Raw genomic sequence first — 19,469 nt, 5'->3', positions numbered from 1 at the left:
CGCGCTTAGACAGCAAGATTTGATTAGCCGGAACAGGTGCTGATACGCCCGCTGCACCTCCACCCGGAAAGGTGCATCGCATGTCGCGTCGCTCCCGAATTGTCTCAAGATTCCTGTACTCACCGCTGCTGGCGGCCACCTCGCTCGCGCTGGCCTGTGGGCCCGTTGAAGACGCGCCGCCCATGCCCGCTGATGAACCCGCCCAGGTGGCCCAGCCGCTCGCGGTGAGCGGCTTCGCGGAGATGCACCACCACATGTTCGCGGAAGAAGCCTTCGGCGGCGGGTGGTTTCACGGCAGCCACACCGGCACGCTCACGAGCTGTGACGGCGGCATGCCGGAGAGCGACCACGCGCGCGTCCGCATGGACCTGCGCGACATGCTCAACATCTGTCCCAACTCCGGCAGCGTGAACCTGGGCGGCATCCCCATCCTGTCCGACGTCTTCGGCGTGGGCGGCGCGGTGGCGTCGGAGGTGATTGGCCAGGTGGAGGGCACGGAGGGCGACACCGGCCTGCACCTGGGCCGCATGGAGACGCCCACGCAGTGGCCGCGCTGGGACACCATCGCGCATCAGCAGGCGTGGGAGGGCTCGCTGAACAAGGCCCGCCAGGGCGGCATGTCCCTGGTCATGGTGTCGCTGGTCAGCAACGAGTTCCTCTGCAAGGCGCTGCCGTACCAGAACCTCAAGCGGCCCTGTGACGAGATGATGGACGTGGACGTCCAGCTCCAGATGGCCCGCGACTTCGACGCGCGCACGGACTGGGCGGAGATCGCCCTGTCGCCCGCGCATGCCCGGCAGATCATCTCGCAGGGCAAGCTCGCGATGGTGCTCTCCATCGAGTCCAGCAAGCTCTTCGGCACCAAGGACTGGCGCGCGGAGCTGAACCGTGTCTACTCGCTGGGCGTGCGCTCGTTGCAGCCGGTGCACCAGCTGGACAACCGCTTTGGTGGCGCGGCCCCGCACAACGCCATCTTCCAGGTGGCCCAGTTCCTGGAGAACTGTCACATCGACACGGACTGCGGCCTCACCGGCAACGGCTTCACGCTCGGCTTCGACGTGGACGCCAACTGCAAGAACACCAAGGGCCTCACCGCGGACGGCAAGGCGCTGGTCCAGGAGATGATGAACAAGGGCATGCTCATCGACATGGCCCACATGTCCGAGAAGAGCGTCCAGGACGCGTATGCCCTGTCCCAGGGGCGGACGTACTACCCGCTGTTCATCTCCCACGGCCACTTCCGCGAGGTGATGAACCCGGACCTCGCCGCCAACGAGAAGACGACGCCGTCGTGGGTGGTCCGCTACGTGCGCCAGACGGGCGGCATGTTCGGCCTGCGCACCGCGCATGACGAGACGCGCGCGTACACGCGCACCACCGTGGCCAACACCTGCCAGGGCTCCACGCGCTCGCTCGCGCAGGCGTACGAGTTCGGCCGCCAGGGCCTCAAGGTCAACATGGGCTTCGGCGCGGACCTGAACGGCTTCATCCAGCAGACGCGCCCGCGCTTCGGTGACTTCGGCGCGTGCTCGGCGGGCTTCCGCGCGGAGGCCGACGCGCAGGAGGAGCAGCAGCGCACCTCCGGCCCGCCGCCGCTGGGCACCGACTTCGACGTGTACGGCCTGGCCCACGTGGGCCTGCTGCCGGACGTGGTGAAGGACCTGAAGCAGCTGGGCGTCAACACCACGGGCCTGGAGGGCTCCTCGGAGAACTTCATCCGGATGTGGGAGCGCGCCAACAGCACCCGCGCCGGCATGGCGGACGCGGCCAATGACATCGACACGGGCGGCGTCGCGGCCTACGTCCCCAAGGCCACCCGCGAGGCGGCGTTCCCGAAGATCTGCGGCAAGGCCTACGCCCCCAGCACCAAGCTGGTGTCGGAGACGTGCCGCTTCGACGCGGAGTGCAAGTCCAGCCTGTGCAGCGCCCTGGACGACTGCGGTGACATCCCGGGCGTCTGCACCTGCTCCTCGGACTCGCACTGCGCCTCGAACCAGTTCTGCGGCTGGGGCACCAACGACGGCAAGTGTGTGAACAAGCGGCCCAAGGGCTCGCTCTGTTCTTCCGGCCGTGAGTGCCAGTCCGGCAAGTGCTCCTGGCTGATGTGCACCTGAGCCGCCCGCAATGAAACGGCCCCCGGGAACCAACGGATCCCGGGGGCCGATTGCTTCAAGAGGCCAGGCCGACTAGCGCAGCTGCAGGAACGAGAAGGACAGGCCCTGGTGCGTGGCCACCAGGTTGCCGCTCAGGTCCGTCAGCTCGCGGTAGTTCGTGGTGCCGCTGTTGTTGGTGAACTCGCTGAACACCGTGCGGCCGTTCATCTCGTACAGGAACGAGCTGCCCGTGCTGGCCGGCAGCGTGTCCACCAGCGTCGCGTTGGTGCCGGCGGCCGGGTCGAACTTCCACCACTTCCAGGCCACGGCGCTCGCCAGGGTGCGGGCGACCGTGTCCGCCTGGACCGGGTACAGCGTCTCGTCCAGCACGCGCAGGTAGCCCGTGCCGTTGGGGCCGGCGAGCAGCGAGCCCGTGGCGCCGCCGTTCGTCAACGCGCTCAGCTCCTTGAAGAAGTCCAGGTCGTACTTGTTCGTCGCCGGGTCGAACTTCAGGAGGCAGGGGGTGGGCACGGTGGGGTTGGTGCCGGACACGCGCTTCTCCGCGGCGCCGTACGCCTCCGTCGCCAGGTACACCTTGCCGTCGGTGCCCACGATGCCGTCACGCACGTAGCCGCAGCGGTCGTCGCGCACCACCACCGCGCTGTCGGTCGCGGTGTCCACCACGATGATGCCCGCCTGCTTCGTGACGGCGGCGCCCGCGCGCCAGCCCAGCGGGATCAGCACCTTGGTGCCCACGCGCAGCGGGTTGGAGGCGAAGGTCGTCGTGCTCCCGCTGAGGGTCATGTCCGGCAGCGAGATGCTGTTCGTCAGCGTCATGTCCTTCGGGTTCCAGACGATGACCTGCGAGTTGCGGCCGTCGAAGTAATAGGCCTTGGTCTCGGAGACGTACTGGAACTGGTTCTGGTACTCGCCGATGGTGGTGACGCCCTTGCCCGCGAAGCTGACCTCGCCGGCCTTCTCCAGCGTGTTGTTGGCCGTCAGGTTGTAGCGGGTGACGGTGCCGTTGGCGCTGCTGGACACGAAGATGGAGCCGGACTTGGAGATGCCGGAGCCCAGCGCGCGGCCGTTGATCTGCGTGGCGTTGGTCAGCGACAGCGGCGTGGCCGGATCCAGCGTCTCCGTCAGGACGATGTAGCTCGTGGACACGCTGTCCACGTTCACCTGCGCGACGAACGCGTACATCGGCGGCGGCGTCCCAGCGTCCGTCCCCGCGTCGGTGTCCGTGCCCGCATCGGTGCCCGCGTCGACGGACGTGCCGGAGTCCGGCGTGTTGTTGTCGTCGTCGTCGCTACAGGCCGCCGCGGTGAAGGCGAGGGCGAGCGTCACCAGCAGGCGCGCGGAGGTACGGAAGAAGGGTGAAGGCTTCAAGGGACTTCCCTTTCAGTGGGGTGTGGGAGGTGCTGCGAAGGACGGGAAGAGCGCGGCGCTCAGCGCTCCAGCGTGAACTTGGCGGCGATGATCCGCCCGGGGCGCTGGACCCCGTAGAAGTCGAAGGTCCGGGCGTTGGTGACGTTCTGGAAGTCCAGCGTCCAGCTCAGCCGCGTCGTCATGTCGCGGATGACGTACGTGAGCGCCAGCGAGTGCGTGAGCTGGGAGTCGACGCGCAGCTTCGACTCGTCGCTGCCCAGCTCCTCCCAGGAGAGGAGGAAGTCGTCCACGTAGCGCGTGCGCCAGGTGACGAGCAGCTCGTCCTGGAAGCGGAGCAGGTCGGTCACCCGCGCCTGCGCGCTGCCGTTGGCCGTCAGGTAGGGACGGTTGGGGATGCGCTGTCCCTCGAACTCCGCGTAGGTGCCTTCGGAGGAGGTGTTGCGCAGGTCCTGGTACGTGGCGTTGCCGTCCAGGCTCAGGTAGCGGCCCGGCGACGTCCAGCCCACGCCGCCCAGCGCGCCCAGCGAGCGGGACGCGAAGACGTTCTGGTAGGTGAAGTAGCTGCCGTTGCCGATGAGGACGATGAGCTGATCCGCCAGGCGGGCGAAGCCGCCCACGTTGGCGCGGAAGCTGCCGGCGCGGCCGGGCTCGGACGCGTAGCTCAGGCCCAGGTTGAAGTTGTGGCTGGTCTCCGGCTGGAGCTCCAGGTTGTCGTCGACGAGCAGCCCGTCGCCGAAGATTTCATCCGGGCGGGGCAGCCGCGTCGCCCACTCGTAGGACGCCTTGGCGGTGAGGTCGGGGGTGATGCGGAAGCGCAGGCTGTCGCCCACGCCCAGCTCGTGCGCGGTGCGGCCCACGTCCATGAACTCCGCGCTGGCCAGCAGCTTCTCCGCCCGCACGTCCTGGAGGTAGTCCTTCCCGAAGGCGATGTTCTGCAGCCGTCCGTCGAAGGCGTCGAACTGGTACTCCAGGCCCGTCACCAGCGAGGTCACGCCCCGGTCCCCGTTGAGCGGATCCGGCTGGTTGTTCGCCTGGAGCCGGCGGTCCTCGCCCGTGCGCGCCACGTAGGTGGGAGCAAGCGCGAGCCGCAGGGTGTGCGCCCCGTTGGGAACGGGCGTCCAGGCCGCCTGGAGGCGCGCGAAGGCGACGTGCTGGTTGACGTAGCGCTCCGCGCCGCCTTCGGTGATCTCTCCCGGCTGGGGCAGGGTGAGGAAGCAGCGGCCGTACCAGTCGTAGGCGCACGTGCCGATGTCCAGGAACCGGGCGCGGCGGAACGTGTACCCGCCCACGGCGTCCACGGTGAGGCCCGGCTCGTAGCTCTGTGCGAAGCGCAGCGTGGCGCCCGCGGAGCCCTCGGCGGTGGTCACCTCGCCGTAGGGGGACTCCATGTTGACGTCGTTCTGGATGTCCCGGCCGGCCGCGTTGATGAAGCCGCGCAGCAGCAGGCGCCGGGCCCAGGGCTTGTCCACGAAACCCGCTTCCAGGCTCGCCCCGCCCGCGCGGTAGCCGTCGTGGAAGCGGCGCACCTCCACCGGCGCGAGCTTGCCCAGGTCGTTGGGCACCTCCACGTTGACGGGGTAGTTGTTGCGCGCGTCGTCGTAGAAGCCGTGCACGCGCACCAGCAGGCCCGTGGACTCCTGGAGGTGGCGGGCGCTCGCGGTGAAGCGGTGCGTGTCGAAGGAGGCCAGCTCGTAGGAACCCGACACGGCCGAGCCGCGCACGTCCTGGTCGGTGACGAGCTCCACCGCGCCGCCCAGCACGTCCGCGCCGAAGCGGATGGGCACCACGCCGGTGTAGACCTCCAGCTGCTGCACCAGGTTCACCGGCACGTTCGCCAGGCCCGGGCCGTAGCCCGCGAACTCCAGCGGGACGCCGTCGATGAAGAAGCGCACCTGATCATCCGACAGGCCCGCGATGGAGATGCGCGCGGTGCTGCCCAGGCCGCCCGTGCGGCGCACGTCGACGCCCTCGGTGCGCGACAGCGTGGTGCCCAGGTCGGCGGACTCCATGCTGGCCTGCTCCAGCTCGATGACCTGCACGGCCTCCGCGGACTTGCGGCGCCGCTCGGCGCGCGTCTCGCCCACGGCGGTGACCTCGACGTCCTCCTGGTACTCCGTCGGGGCCTCGTCCTGGGACGCCGCGGCCTTCGGTGCGCTCGACAGCGCGGGGGGGGGCGTGGCGGCCACGGCTCTGGAGCGGCCGGGGAGCTGGAAGACGTAGGTGTACGTGACGCGCGCGGGGGCTGGGGCGCCGTTGCGCTTCGCGGGCGTGAAGCGGAACTGGAGCGCGGCGGTGCGAGCGGCCTCGTCGAAGCCGTGGCCCACGGGCTCCATCACCTCCGCCTGGGTCACCACGCCCTGCGTGTCCACGCGCAGCCGCAGGCGGACGTTCGCCTCCAGTTGTGCGCGCTCCGCCTCCTCGGGGTAGGCGGCCTCCGCGGTGTGGATCAGCTTCGGCAGCTCGATGACGGGCTCGGCCGGCGCGGGGGCAGGGGCCTCCGCTGCGGGAGGCGTCGCTTCCGTGCCCTCCGTCTGCGCCGTGCCCGCGTGAGCGAGGCCGCCGATGCAGACAGAGGACAGCAGGGCCACGCCCGCCCGGGACCGCCACCACCGCTTCGCCTCGATTGCGATTATGAAAATGGTTCTCATTTTCAACGGCGCGACGTTTAGCCGCTCGATATCCGGGCTGTCAAGGCTGCAGGGCAAGTCAGGCCGCGCGGTCCTGCGGGGTGCGCACGGTGGTGTGCAGGCCGTCCGCGACGCGGAACGCGAGCTGGAGCGCCTGATCCGCGTTGAGGCGGGGATCGCAGTGCGTGTGGTAGCGGTCGGAGAGGTCGTCCTCGGACACGTCGAGCGGGCCGCCCAGGCACTCGGTGACGTCCTGGCCGGTCATCTCCAGGTGGAGGCCTCCGGGGTGGACGCCCTCGGCGGCGGCGACCTGGAGGAAGCCCATCACCTCCGCGAGGATCCGCTCCAGCGAGCGCGTCTTGTAGCCGTTGCTGGCCTTGTGCGTGTTGCCGTGCATCGGGTCGATGGACCACACCACGGGGCTGCCGTGGCGCCGGGTGGCGGCCATCAGGCGGGGCAGGCGCGCGGCGACCTGATCCGAACCGAAGCGGCCGATGAGCGTGAGCTTCCCCGGGATGCCCTGGGGGTTGAGCGTGTCGATGAGGCGCACCAGGTCGTCCGGCTCCATCGTGGGACCGCACTTGAGCCCGATGGGGTTCTGGATGCCGCGCATGAACTCCACGTGGCCGCCGTCCAGTTGGCGGGTGCGCTCGCCAATCCAGAGCATGTGCGCGGACGTGTCGTACCAGCCGCCCGTCGTCTCGTCGGCGCGGGTCATGGCCTGCTCGACGTTGAGGAGGAGGGCTTCGTGGCTGGTGAAGAAGTCCACGGGACGCACGGCGCCTTCGGCCTCCGGGCGGTGGCCCAGCAGCCGGGTCAGGTCCGTGTAGCCCTCGCGCGCGAAGGCCCGCACCAGTTGCAGCGTCTCCGCGGACTGGTGGTACGCGCGCAGCAGGCGCTGGGGATCCGGCGTGCGCTCGCGCGCGTCGAAGTCCATGCCGTTGATGATGTCGCCGCGGTAGCTGGGCAGGGTGACGCCGTTGACGGTCTCCGTGGCGTTGGAGCGCGGCTTGGCGAACTGGCCCGCGATGCGGCCCACCTTCACCACCGGGCAGCCGCCCGCGAACGTGAGCACGCCCGCCATCTGGAGCAGGAGCTGGAAGGTGCCGCGTATATTTTTCGCGGAGAACTCCTTGAAGCTCTCCGCGCAGTCGCCGCCCTGGAGCAGGAAGGCCTTGCCCTCGGCGACCTGGCCCAGGGCTTCGCGCAGGCGGCGGGTCTCCTCGGCGTGCACCAGGGGCGGCAGCCGCGCCAGCTCCGCCTCCACGCGCGCGAGGGCGGTGGGGTCGGGGTAGTCGTCGGGGATGTAGCGGACCGGCTTCGCGCGCCAGGAGGAGGGGGACCAGGGGGAGTTCGTCACGGGAGCGCCGTCACTTTCGGGGGCAGGATTCCCTGCGCGACGCAGGAGTCGAGGTAGCGGTGGAGGAGCTGGCGGTCGGTGCGAGGGCAGCGGACGCCGGTGCCCTCCAGCGCGGCCAGCAGCCGTTCGCAGCGGATGGGGCCCAGGCCGAAGGCCGGCGTGGAGTCCCCGCTGCGCAGGTCGAAGAACGCGAGCGTGGCGTCGTGGCCGCCAGCGCCCTTCGCGACGCGGTCGCGCCACTCCGGCACGGGGCACAGGTCCAGCGGGTAGCCGTAGTCGCGCACCCAGCCGAACAGCTCCGGCAGGCGGACCTCCGCCGCGGGCGTCACGTTGAACACCGCGCCCGGATGCGACGCGCGAGCCAACTGGACGATGGCGCTGGCGACGAAGTCCACCGGCGTCCACACCTCGCCCACGTCCAGGAGGGGCAGGGCGCGGACCGGCAGTCCGGCGAGCACGATGCGCCAGACCAGGTCCTGCGTGTTGACGAGCGCGGTGTCGGGCGCGCCCACGACGCGGCCCAGGCGGTACACCGTCGCGGGCAGGCCGCGCTCGGACGCCTGTTGCACCAGCCGCTCCGCGATCCACTTGCTCTGCTGGTAGCCGTCCCGCAGGCCGGGGTGCGCGGGGACGAAGGCCTCCGGCACGTCCGGGGACAGGTTCGCCTGGGGCGCGACGGCGAGCGTGGACACGTAGTGGAAGGGCTTGGGGCGGACGGCGGCGGCCAGCTTCAGCAGCTCGCGCGTGCCGCGCACGTTGACGCCCTGGAGGCTGCCGTACTCGCGCACCACGCTGACCACGGCGGCGTTGTGGATGACGGCGTCACACTCGGCGGCAAGGCCGTGGAAGCGCGTGGCATCCAGGCCCAGCAGGGGCTGGGAGAGGTCCGCCGGCAGCGCGAGCACCCGGGACTCGATGCCCGCTGTGGGCAGCTTCTGGCCGGACAGCGCTGAGCGCAGCCGCTCCATGCCCTGCGCTTCGTCCTTCGCGCGAACGGGGCAGATGACGCGCGCGTCCGTGCGGGTCAGGAGCTGGTGGAGCAGGTGCGCGCCGACGAAGCCGGTGGCGCCCGTGAGGAGGACCTGGCGGAAGCCCTGTCCCCGGTGAGGCAGCTCGCGAGCCCAGGCCTCGGCGGTGGTGGAGGGGACGACGTCCTCGCCCAGCTCCGCGTCCGCGAGCATCGCGGGCGTGAGGCCGCCGGACTCCGCGCCGCCCGTGCTTTCGCCCTGGAGCGCCTGCGCGAGGCCGGACACGGTGGGGTGCTTGAAGACGGTGGCCACGGGGACTTCGCGGCCCACGGCGATGCCCAGCCGGTTGGCCACCTGGATGCTTTGGAGGGACTGGCCGCCCAGTTCGAAGAAGTCGTCCTGGAGCGACGTGGCGGCGCGGCCCAGCACCTGCTCCCAGACCTCCATCACGGTGCGCTCCATGGGCGTCGCGGAGGCGAGCAGCGCGGCGCTCTCATCCGGCGGCATCGCGTTCTTGAGGGCGTTGCGGTCGATCTTCCCGGTGCTGGTGCGAGGCAGCCGCGACGCGAAGGCGAAGGCCCCGGGAACCATGGGAGCAGGGAGCGCCGCGAGCAGGTGCTTGCGCAGCTCCGCGGGCGAGGGCTCGGGAGAGGACACCAGGTGAGCGCACAGCCGGCGCGACCCGCCCGGCAGCACCTGTCCGACGACGGCGGCCTCACGGACACCGGGATACTTCAGCAACACGGTTTCGACTTCGCCCGGGTCGATGCGGTGGCCGCTGATCTTGAACTCGTCGTCCACACGGCCCACGAACACGAGCTGACCGTCGTCGCGCACTCGCACCTTGTCGCCGGTGCGGTAGGCGCGGGGCGTTCCCTCCACCGCGTCCAGCCGGGTGAAGCGGGCGGCATCCAGCTCCGGGCGGCCCAGGTAGCCGCGAGCAAGCGCGCCACCCATCAGACACAGCTCGCCCTCCTTGCCGGGGGAGGCCAGGCGCCCCTGGGGCGTGATGACGGCCGCGACGACCCCGGGCAGAGGCCGGCCGATGGGGACCTCGTCACCGGACGGCAGGGCATCCGGTCCCGCGAGCGCGGCGACGGTGGCGACGACGGTGGCCTCGGTGGGACCGTAGGTGTTGAGCAGGCGGACGCGGTCGCCCGCGATGTCCCGCCACCGGGCGATGCGCTCCGGAAGCGCGGCTTCACCACCGATGATGACGGTGCGGAGGGAGTCGGGCAGCCGGGCGGCTCCGGTGGACAGGCTGTAGGCCAGCTCGTGCCAGAAGGCAGTGGGCAGGTCGAGCAGGGTGATCCCCGCTTCCGCGCACGCCTCCATGAGGCGAGGCACGGACTGGAGCATCTCATCTGTGCGAAGCACCAGCCGCGCGCCCGCGCACAGCGTGACGAAGATCTCCTCCACGCTGGCATCGAAGTGGAGCGGGGCGAACTGAAGCACCCGGTCCTCGGGACCGACGCTGTAACGCTGCGTCGCACTCGCGACGAAGTGGGCCAGTGCCCCGTGCGTGATCTGCACGCCATTGGGCTGACCGGTGGAGCCCGACGTGTAGATGACGTAAGCGAGCCGGGCCTCCGCGATCGACGCGAGCTCAGCATCGCGCGTGTCCATCCGCTGGGCATTCTCGGGCGCAACGCCGGTGGGGCTGGAACCGTTGTGCTGCTCCAGTCGCTGCACGACAAGGATGCCGCGCGCGGTCGGATCCGCGTCGGGCGAGGGGCGCTGGGACACCACCATCACGGTGGGTTTTGCGTCCTGGAGGATGGCCGTGTTGCGCGTGGCGGGGCCGGCCGGGTCGATGGGCAGGTAGCCTGCTCCCGCGAACAGGATGCCCAGGCTGGACATGATGGCGTCGATGCCTCGGGGCACCTTCACCGCAACCGTCGTGTCGGGCCTCACGCCCGCTTCCACCAGCCGCGACGCCAGCGCCCGCGACTCCGTCACCAGCTCACGGTAGGTCATCCGCCAGCGGCCGTGCTCCAGCGCGATCGCGTCCGGCCGGATCTCGGCCTGGGCCTTCAGCAGCTCCAGCACGGGGCGCACCGGCGGCACCGGCCCACCGTCCAGCACGGAGCCCACCGTGCCCGACGCGGAGCGACGCACCGGCTGCTCCGGTTGGGCGAGCATCGACTCCAGCAGTTGGAGGAACCCTCGCTGGTGCTCCTGGAGCGCGGCCTCCGTGTAGCAAGCCGGGTTCGCGTCCAGGTCCACTCGCAGGCCCGTTCCACCCGAGCGCGCATGGAAGCCGAAAGACAGGTCCTCCACCGGACCCGCGGAGATGTTGTGCGCCGTGCCCGGCACGCCCGCGAAGTCCAGGGCGTAGTCGAACGGCATGATGTTGACGACGGGGCCGAACAGCTTGCGCTGCCCACCCACGAGGCGCAGGTCACGCCGCAACTGCTCATAGCGGTAGCGCAGGTGCGGACGCGCAGCCTTCATCTCCGCCGCCACGTCGCGGGCCAGCGCGTACAGCCCCGCGTCCGGCCGGACCGCGATGCGCAGTGGCACGATGTTCATGGCCATGCACGGCACGCGCAGCGACGCCGAACCCAGCCGGCCCATCACCGGCAGACCCAGGACGGCCTCCGCCGCGCCCGTGCGCTGATGCAGGTAGCTGGCCGTCACCGCCAGCACCAGGTCGGACCAGCTCACGCCCGCCTGCTTCGCGCCCGCCTGCAGCGCCGCCATCAGCTCCGGCCTCAGGTGCTCCGAGCGCCGCAGGAACCGCGACGACATGGGCGCCGCCTCCGCGAGCAGCGGAGGCACCGGCGCGTCTTCAAAGCGCCCCACCCAGAAGTCACGGTCCTTCTGGAGCAGGGGACCGCTCCGGTACGCGACGTCTTCGTCCAGCACGGGCCCCAGCCGGCTGAACCCCGCCGGCGCGGCCTTGCCCGTCACCTCGGCCGTGTACAGCTCCGCCACCCGCCGGGCGAGCAGCGAGAAGCCATAGCCATCCATCGCGATGTGGTGGATGCGCTGGAACCAGAAGGACCGCTCCGGCCCCACCGTGAGCAGCGCCTGCGCGAACAGCGGCCCCGTGGCCAGGTCCACCGTGCGGCCCAGGTCCTTCCACATCCACTCCTGCGCGGCGGCCCAGGAATCCGCCTCACCGCTCAGGTCCACGCGCTGGAGCGTCCAGTCCGTGCCCGCGTCGATGCGCTGGACCGGGCCCTCCGAGCCCGCGACGAAGCGCGAGTGCAACGCGTCCGCGTCCGCCACCGCCTTGCGAAGGGCGGATTCGAAGCGCACCGGATCCACCGCGCCCCGGAACTCGATGCACTCCCCGGCGTTGTAGACGGGGCTGTTCAGGTCGAGCTGTTGCCCCACCCAGATGCCGTGCTGGGCCGCGGTCAGCGGGCGGTGGTCCTGGGATGGGGGAGACATGACGGGGGAACTCCGAGGGGGAAGAGGGGACCGCCCCAAAGGCGGGTCAGGAAGCGCGAGCGCCAGGGGCCATCGCGACGGGCTGCTTCGCGGCGAGCAGCGCGTACCAGTCGGTGAGCGTCGGCTTCTCCGCGAGCTCCACGAAGGACACCTCCGTGCCGCCCTGCCGCCAGCGCTCCACCAGGCTCATCAGGCGGATGGAGTCCATGCCGCGCTCCAGCAGGTTGTCGTCCTCGCCAATCGCCGACGCGGACTCCATCAGCAGCTCCGCCACGTCCGCGCGAAGCTGCTCACGGTCCACGGAAGCGGCCGCCGCCTGCACCGGCATGGCGTCGATGAGCTGCTGCGTGGAGGTGACGAACGCGACCAGTTGCGACGCGTAGTCCAGCGCCATCCGGTGCTTCTCCAGCGAGAAGTCCGCCACGGCGTCCGCGACGAGGAACGGGCGCACCTCGCTCATGGAGCCGTCGCTGGCCGTCTGGAGGCAGCCGATGTGCGCGTAGATGCCGCAGATGATGAGCTGGTCGCGGTTCTGCTCGCGCATCAGGTCCATCAGGCGCGTGTTGCGGAACGCGCTGTAGCGCCACTTGGTGAGGACGGTGTCGCCCTCCGCCGGGGTGAGCGCTTCGATGATCTGCTGCTTCGGGCCGGCGCGGACGCCCGGGCCCCAGAACTCGAGCTGGAGGCCGCGCTGCTCGGGTGTCTGGTCTCCGGGCTGCGCGGAGTAGACGACGGGGATGCCCAGCTTCACCGCGTGCGCGCGCAGGCGCTGGATGTTGGCCACCAGCTCCGTCACCGGGGACTGCCCTTGAGTGAAGGCGTCCACGAAGTAGCGCTGCATGTCGTGGATGAGCAGGACGCAGCGCCGGGGCTCCGGCGTCCAGGAGAGCTTGTTCCGGGGCAGGTCCGCCGCGCCGGGCATGGAATAGGGGGCAATGGCAGGCAGTGCCATGGAGGGCTCCTGTGTCAGGGAGAAGGGGTGGAGAGGGACTGGCGCAGGCTGTCGCGCAGCGCCTTCTTGCTGACCTTGCCGACGCCCGTCTGCGGGAAGGCCGCGACGAACTCGATGCGGTCGGGGATCTTGAACGACGCCAGGCCGCGCTGGCGCAGGAAGGCGTTGAGCGCGGAGGGGGCGGGGGCCTCGCCGCGGGGGATGACGACGGCGCAGGTGCGTTCGCCCAGGAACTTGTCCGGGATGGCCACCACCGCGGCGTCGCTCACGGAAGGGTGCGCGAGAAGATGGTTCTCCACCTCCTCCGCCGCGACCTTGTCGCCGCCGCGGTTGATCTGATCCTTCGCGCGGCCCTCCACCACGAGGTCGCCCTCGGGCGTCAGCCGCACCAGGTCGCCCGTGCGGTAGAAGCCGTCGGACGTGAAGGCCTTGGCGTTGTGCGCCTCCGCCTTGTAGTAGCCGCGGATGGTGTACGGCCCGCGCGTGAGCAGGTGCCCCGTCTCACCGGGCGCCACCGGCACGTCGTCGTCGTCCACCACGCGCAGCTCGTCCGCGTCCGACATGGGACGGCCCTGCGTGGTGACGATGCGCGTCTCCGGGTCGTCCAGCCGCGTGTAGTTCACCAGGCCCTCGGCCATGCCGAAGACCTGCTGGAGTCCGCAGCCCAGCGTGGGGCGCACGCGCGCGGCGGCCTCGTCGCTCAGCCGGGCGCCGCCCACCTGGAGGACCTTCAGGCTGGACAGGTCGTGCTTCTTCGCCAACGTCGAGTCCAGCCACACCATGGTCAGCGGCGGCACCAGCGCGGTGACGGTGACGCGCTCGCGCTCGATGAGCGGGAAGGCCACGTCCGGGCTGGGGCTCAGCGCCATGACCGCCGTGCCTCCGGCGTACAAGGTGCCCAGTACGCCGGGCGAGGACATCGGGAAGTTGTGCGCCGCGGGCAGCGCGCACAGGTACACCGTCTCCTGCGTGAACCGGCACACGTCCACGCTGGCGCGCAGGCTGTAGATGTAGTCGTCGTGCGTGCGCGGGATGAGCTTGGGCACGCCGGTGCTGCCACCGGACAACTGGAAGAACGCCACGTCCGACGGCGAAGGTCCCTCCAGCGTCACGGGCTCCGTGGCGACGGACGCGAGCGGCGTATGCGCACCCGCATCCCCCAGCACCAGCACGTGCTTCAGCGTGGGCGTGGCGGCCTTCACCTGCTCCGCGAGCCCCCGGTAGTCGAAGCCGCCGAAGCGGTCCGGGATGACGTAGGCGACGGCCTCCGTGAACGCGCAGAAGTAGCCGATCTCCGACGCGCGGTGCGCCGGCAGCGCGAACACCGGCAGCGCGCCCATGCGGAACAACGCGAAGATGACCTCGTAGAACTCCGGCACGTTGGGCAGCTGCACCACCACGCGGTCGCGCGCGCGGATGCCCAGCGCGTGGAAGCCCGCGGCCAGCCGGTCCACGCGCGCGTCCAGCTCCGCGTACGTCCAGCGGTGCGCGCCGCCCACCAGCGCCACGCGCGACCCGAAGTCCCGAGCGCGGTCGCGCAGGAGCTGACCGAAGGTCTCCCCCCGCCAGTAGCCGGCCTCGCGGTAGCGCCGGGCGAAGTCCTCCGGCCAGGTGGGGCAGCCGGGCAGGTGCTCACGCGAGGTGCTCACGGCTGCACCTCGAGGCCCAGGCCCATGGCCTGGAGCATGGTGCGGAACTTGGCCTCGGTCTCCGCGAGCTCCGCCTCCGGCGTGGAGCCCACGACGATGCCCGCGCCCGCGAACAGCCGCAGGGTGCGCTCGTCCGCCTCCGCGCAGCGGATGGTGACGGCCCACTGCCCGTCGCCGTTCGCGTCGCACCAGCCCACGGTGCCCGTGAAGTAGCCGCGGTGGAACGGCTCGATGCTCCCGATGGCCGCGTGCGCCAGCGCCGTCGGGTGACCGCACACCGCCGGGGTGGGGTGCATGGCCAGCGCCAGCGTCAGCGAGGTGATGGACGGATCCTTCAGCTCACCGGTGATGCGGGTGGACAGGTGCCACATCGTCTGCGTGCTCACGAGCGACGGGCCCCTGGGCACGTCCAGCGTCTTGCAGAAGGGCCGCAGCGCCTCCGCCACCGCGTCGATGACGACCGCGTGCTCGTGCAGGTCCTTGGGCGACGCCATCAGCCGCGTGGCCCGCGCCTGGTCCTCCACCGGATCCGCGCTGCGAGCCGCGGAGCCCGCCAGCGGATTGGCCAAAACCTGGAGGCCCGAGCGCGCCACCAGCAGCTCCGGGCTCGCGCCGATGAGCGTGCGCCGCCCCGCGCCGGGCGCCGCGTCCGCGTGCTGCGGCAGGTCCACCGCGAAGGTGTAGCCATGCGGGTTGCGCCGGGCCAGGTTGTGCAGGAGCTGCCGCAGGTCCACGGGCGCCGCCGTGTCCACGTGCAGCGACCGCGACAGCACCACCTTGCGCAGCGGTCCCTCCTGCATGAGCTTCAGCGCCGCCGCCACGCCGTCCTTGTACGCGGAGGGCTCCGGCACGGGGCGCAGCGTGTACTGCCCGGCCAGGGGCGAGCGCGCGGTGGCGGCCCCGTCGAACACCATGGGCCCCGCGCGCTGGATGGTCATGGGCACCACCAGCTGCGCAGCCACCTTGCCGTCGAAGGGCACCGCGCCCACCGCCACCGGGATGTCGTGCGCCGCCTCGCGAGACGCGTTCAGCACCGACGCCAAGCGCTCCGGCAGGCCGTCCAGCGAGTTCGTCCCGCCCGCGTCCGGCACCGTGGCGAACACGCCGCGCGCCAGCATCGTGCGGCGGGGAGAAGCGAAGAAGAACGCGCCCGCGTCGTAGTCGCGCAGGAGCCGCGCCGACAGCGCCTCCTGCTCCGGCTCCCGCGCCACGGCCGGCGCGCCCACCACGCCGTCCACCGTCCGCGCGTCCTGCTGCCGTCCAACGATTTTGGTATCAGGAATCATTCTCAACTCGGGGTGATGCGGGGAGGGGCAGCGTCGCGGGCGCGCTAGACGCCCAGCGTGGCGCCGCCGTCGATACACAGGTCGTGCATCGTGATGTGCCGGGCCTGGTCGGACGTGAGGAACACCACCGCGTCCGCGATGTCGTCCGGCGTGGCGATGCGGCGCAGGGGGATGCCCGTGCGGAAGGTGTCCAGCGAGCCCGCGATGACACGCTCGGGGCCGGAGTCATCCGTCCACATGCCCCGCTGCATGGCGGTGTCGGTGGAGCCGGGGGACACGACGTTGCAGCGGATGCCGTACTGGGCCAGCTCCAGCCCCAGGCACTTGGTGAACATGGTGGAGGCGGCCTTGGACGCCGCGTAGGCCGCCATCTGCATGCGCGGCACGCCGGCCGCGTTGGAGCCCACCGTCACGATGACGCCCGAGCGGCGGGGCACCATGTGCTTCGCCACCGCGCGCGAGACGTGGAACACGCCGTGGGTGTTGACCGCGAACGTGGACATCCAGTCCGCGTCGCTCTGCGTGAGCACCGAGCCCACGCGCAGGATGCCCGCCACGTTGGCCAGCACCTGGATGGGGCCCAGCTTCGACTCGACGTGCGCGATGGCGTCCTCGATGCCGTCCTTGTCCCGCACGTCCACCGGGAACGCCGTGGCCTTCAGGCCCTGCTGGCGCAGCTCCGCCACCAGCAGCTCCAGCCCGGCGGCGTTCTGATCGAACACCGCGACCGGCATCGAGCGCGCCAGCTTGCGCGCCACCGCCGCGCCAATGCCCTGCGCCGCGCCCGTCACCACCGCGTGTCCCGTCGTCGAAGCCATCACCCGCTCGCTCCGATTGTTTGAATGAAAATGAGAACCATTCTCATTTTCAGGGCCTGGAAGTGCCATGGTCATGAATTCCTGTCAAGAAGGCTCAAACGCGGAACCGTCCGGTGTCTGGCTTCAGCAGTGCGGGGCACGCGGATGTTTCAGGCTCAGGCGGCGCTGGCCTTCGCGCTCGCGGCCTGCTCGCGGAGCACCTCGCCGGCGGCGGCGATGGTGTGATCGATCTGCTCCACGGTGTGCACGGCGCTGATGAAGTTGAGGTCGCGGCGGAGGATGACGCCCCGGCGGGCCATGCCGGCCTGGAAGGGGATCATCTTCTCGATGTGCTCGGGGATGACCTTGCTGAAGCGGAAGAAGGGCACGGCGTCGTAGCCGATGACCTCCAGGCTGGAGCCCGTCTCACGTGCGTGGGCGTTGACGCCGTCGCGCAGGCGGCGGCCGAGGCTGGCGATGTGCTCGATGTAGTTCGTGCGGCGGTATTCGTTGATGACGGCCTCGCACACGGCCAGGGAGAGCATCTCGCCGCCAAAGGTGGTGGACACCTGCAACTCGCTCAGGCGGGAGAGGTACTTCTCCGGGCCCGCGATGGCGGACAGGGGCATGCCCGCGGCGATGCCCTTGGACAGCGTGACGAAGTCCGCCCGCACGTCGAAGTACTGCTGCGCGCCGCCCAGGGCCAGGCGGAAGCCGGTGACGACCTCGTCCAGGACGAACAGCACGCCGTGCTTCGCGCAGGTCTCCTTCACCTGGAGGAGGAACTCGCGGGTGACGGTGCGGTTGTACGGGATGGCCAGCAACACGCAGGCCAGCTGCGCGCCGTGCTTCTCGATGTGCTCGAGGAGCGCGGGCTCGTCCGGAGGCGTGAAGAGCGGCAGGCGCGTGGTGAGCTTCGCGACCGTCGGGGGCACGCCCGGCGTGTCATACATGAAGTGGTCGTGCCAGCCGTTGTAGCCCACGGTGACGATGTGCTCGCGGCCGGTGAGGTGGCGCGACAGGCGCACGGCGGCGGAGGTGGCATCCGCGCCCGTCTTGAAGAAGCGGGCCATCTCCGCGCCCGGAATCACCTCCACCAGCGCCTTCACGGAGGACACCTCCACGGGCGTGGGCAGCGAGTGGATGATGCCTTCCGCCAGGTGCTTGCGGATGGTCTCCGCGACGGCCGGGTGGTTGTGGCCCAGCATGTTGGCGCCCAGCGCCTGGATGTAATCGATGTACTCCTGGCCGTCCGCGTCCTCCACCAGCGCGCCGTTGCCCCTGGCGAGGAACACGGGGAAGGCGCCGGGGGCGAAGTGGTCCGGCTTCTTCATCATCGTCTGGGTGACGCCGGGGACCCACCTGCGGGCCTCGGCGAGCAGCTGGTTGGAGCGCTCCAGCTTGATGTCACCCACGATGGGGCGGGGCAGGGAGGGGTGACGCGGTGCTGTCTGGGACATGGCGGGTCCTGGTGAGGGGTTTGAGAGGGATTCAGGGTGCGGGCGTGGCGTCCAGCCGCACGGCGCGGCCGGCGAAGTTCCACAGGAGCCCGAGCGCGAGCGCGGAGATGCCCACCGCCAGCCAGCCCAGCTGCGCGAAGCCGATGAGCGTGCCGTCCGGCGCGGTGGTGAGCACCAGGCCCCCCATCCACGCGGCGAGCCCGGAGGCGCCGTCACTGGCGGCCATGTTGACCGCGAGGTAGCGGCCTCGCAGCGACGGCGGCACCTGCGACGCCACGAGCGCCATGGTGGGGATGGCGCGGCCGGAGGTGAGCGTCATGAAGAGCACGAACACCAGCGTCACCGCCGGCAGGGGGGACGGCGGCAGGTGCGTGAAGAGCAGGTGCGGCACCATGGTGGCGACGAGCAGCAGCGCCAGCGCGCGCGCGGGCCCCATCCGGTCCGCCAGCCGTCCAATCCAGTGCGAGCTGACGAACGTGGCCGCGCCGCCCACCAGGTACACCCATGGAAGGTCCGTGAGCGTCAGGCCCACGTTGCCCACCATGAAGGCGCCCAGGTAGGGGATGAGCAGGAAGCTGGCGAACACCACCGTGAAGGTGAGGCCCCAGCCCAGGGCCAGTCGCGGCGTGAAGCCGGAGATGGGGGACGCGGCGCCGGAGGTCTGGGCCAGGTGTCCGTCCACGCGGGGGAGGAAGCGCAGGAGCAGCAGCCACACGAGCCCCGCGACCCCGGCGAGGACGATGAACGGCGAGCGCCAGCCGCCCAGGTTCGCGAGCCCCAGTCCCAGCGGCACGCCCGCCACGGCGGACAAAGCGTAGGCCGTCATCACGGTGCCGATGGCCTGGCCCCGGCGCTCCGCCGGCACCATGTCGCTGACGATGGCGATGACGACCGCGCCCATCAGTCCCGCGCAGGCGCCTGCGACAGTGCGCGCGATGAGCAGGCCCGTGGCACCGGTGGCCGCTCCGCACAGGAGCGTGGCGGCGATGAAGCCCGCGTAGAGCATGAGCAGCGTGCGCTTGCGCTCCAGGCGATCCAACCAGAACACGCCCAGCACGCCCATGGCCGCGGACGCGAGCGTGTACGCGGACACCAGCGCTCCGAACCGCGTCGCTGACAGCGAGAGCCGCTGCATGAGCAGCGGGCCCAGCGGCATCAGCATCATGAAGTCGACGACGTGGGTGAACTGCACCGCCGCCAGGAGCCACAGCAGCGTGCGCTCTCGCGCGGCGGGGGATGGAGCACTCAAGACAATCACCTGAATCCAGACACACGTCGGCCCTGACCTGACCGGCCAATGCCAGACAGGGCTCGGCCAGGCCCGGGCGCGCTTCGCGCCGGACCGCCGTGATTTGTTGCTGCTCAGCGAATGATAATGAGAATCATCTTCAGAAAACTCCGGGAGTCAATGGGAAAGCGGGTTGCGGTACGGAATCGTTTGGCGGCGGGCTTGCATCCTTCGTGTGGCTTGACGGGGTGGATGCGGGGC

General features: G+C 70.7%; 11 protein-coding genes. 1 reads left to right on the top strand and 10 read right to left on the bottom strand.

What is annotated here, in order from left to right; all coding sequences use genetic code 11:
- Positions 1 to 80 precede the first annotated feature (80 nt).
- Positions 81 to 2,114 (top strand): membrane dipeptidase, encoded by a 2,034-nt coding sequence (locus tag JYK02_RS09960; protein ID WP_207050668.1) that lies wholly within the window; start codon positions 81 to 83, stop codon positions 2,112 to 2,114.
- Positions 2,115 to 2,186: 72 nt separating this feature from the next.
- Here the strand turns inward: JYK02_RS09960 and JYK02_RS09955 are convergent, their stop codons facing one another.
- The 10 genes from JYK02_RS09955 to mxcK all read right to left on the bottom strand — a co-directional run bounded on the left by JYK02_RS09955 (position 2,187) and on the right by mxcK (position 19,238).
- Positions 2,187 to 3,482 (bottom strand): hypothetical protein, encoded by a 1,296-nt coding sequence (locus JYK02_RS09955; RefSeq protein WP_207050667.1) that lies wholly within the window; start codon positions 3,480 to 3,482, stop codon positions 2,187 to 2,189.
- A 59-nt stretch (positions 3,483 to 3,541) separates the two neighbouring features.
- Positions 3,542 to 6,070, bottom strand: a complete 2,529-nt coding sequence (mxcH, locus tag JYK02_RS09950; RefSeq protein ID WP_347402462.1) for a TonB-dependent siderophore myxochelin receptor MxcH — start codon at positions 6,068 to 6,070, stop codon at positions 3,542 to 3,544.
- A gap of 118 nt (positions 6,071 to 6,188) precedes the next feature.
- On the bottom strand, positions 6,189 to 7,469 hold the full coding sequence (locus JYK02_RS09945) for a 3-deoxy-7-phosphoheptulonate synthase (RefSeq protein ID WP_207050666.1): 1,281 nt from the start codon (positions 7,467 to 7,469) through the stop codon (positions 6,189 to 6,191).
- On the bottom strand, positions 7,466 to 11,836 hold the full coding sequence (gene mxcG / locus JYK02_RS09940) for a myxochelin non-ribosomal peptide synthetase MxcG (protein WP_207050665.1): 4,371 nt from the start codon (positions 11,834 to 11,836) through the stop codon (positions 7,466 to 7,468). The genes JYK02_RS09945 and mxcG overlap by 4 nt, the downstream gene beginning before the upstream one ends.
- A 46-nt stretch (positions 11,837 to 11,882) precedes the next feature.
- Positions 11,883 to 12,788: an isochorismatase family protein gene (locus JYK02_RS09935; protein ID WP_207050664.1), complete on the bottom strand. Its 906-nt coding sequence runs from the start codon at positions 12,786 to 12,788 to the stop codon at positions 11,883 to 11,885.
- A gap of 14 nt (positions 12,789 to 12,802) precedes the next feature.
- Complete coding sequence (locus JYK02_RS09930; RefSeq protein WP_207050663.1) at positions 12,803 to 14,437, bottom strand: (2,3-dihydroxybenzoyl)adenylate synthase; 1,635 nt, start codon at positions 14,435 to 14,437, stop codon at positions 12,803 to 12,805.
- A complete protein-coding gene (gene dhbC, locus JYK02_RS09925) occupies positions 14,434 to 15,723 on the bottom strand; it encodes an isochorismate synthase DhbC (RefSeq protein ID WP_207050662.1) in 1,290 nt (429 codons plus the stop codon). The genes JYK02_RS09930 and dhbC overlap by 4 nt, the downstream gene beginning before the upstream one ends.
- A 44-nt stretch (positions 15,724 to 15,767) precedes the next feature.
- On the bottom strand, positions 15,768 to 16,541 hold the full coding sequence (locus JYK02_RS09920; protein ID WP_207050661.1) for a 2,3-dihydro-2,3-dihydroxybenzoate dehydrogenase: 774 nt from the start codon (positions 16,539 to 16,541) through the stop codon (positions 15,768 to 15,770).
- A gap of 155 nt (positions 16,542 to 16,696) precedes the next feature.
- On the bottom strand, positions 16,697 to 17,980 hold the full coding sequence (gene mxcL, locus JYK02_RS09915; RefSeq protein WP_207050660.1) for a myxochelin B biosynthesis transaminase MxcL: 1,284 nt from the start codon (positions 17,978 to 17,980) through the stop codon (positions 16,697 to 16,699).
- 31 nt (positions 17,981 to 18,011) lie between these two features.
- A complete protein-coding gene (gene mxcK / locus JYK02_RS09910) occupies positions 18,012 to 19,238 on the bottom strand; it encodes a myxochelin export MFS transporter MxcK (protein ID WP_207050659.1) in 1,227 nt (408 codons plus the stop codon).
- Positions 19,239 to 19,469: the final 231 nt, after the last annotated feature.

Source organism: Corallococcus macrosporus, assembly GCF_017302985.1.
GTDB lineage: Bacteria > Myxococcota > Myxococcia > Myxococcales > Myxococcaceae > Corallococcus > Corallococcus macrosporus_A.
The sequence above is the reverse complement of the archived record's forward strand: the minus strand, read 5'-3'. Positions and strand labels throughout refer to the sequence as shown.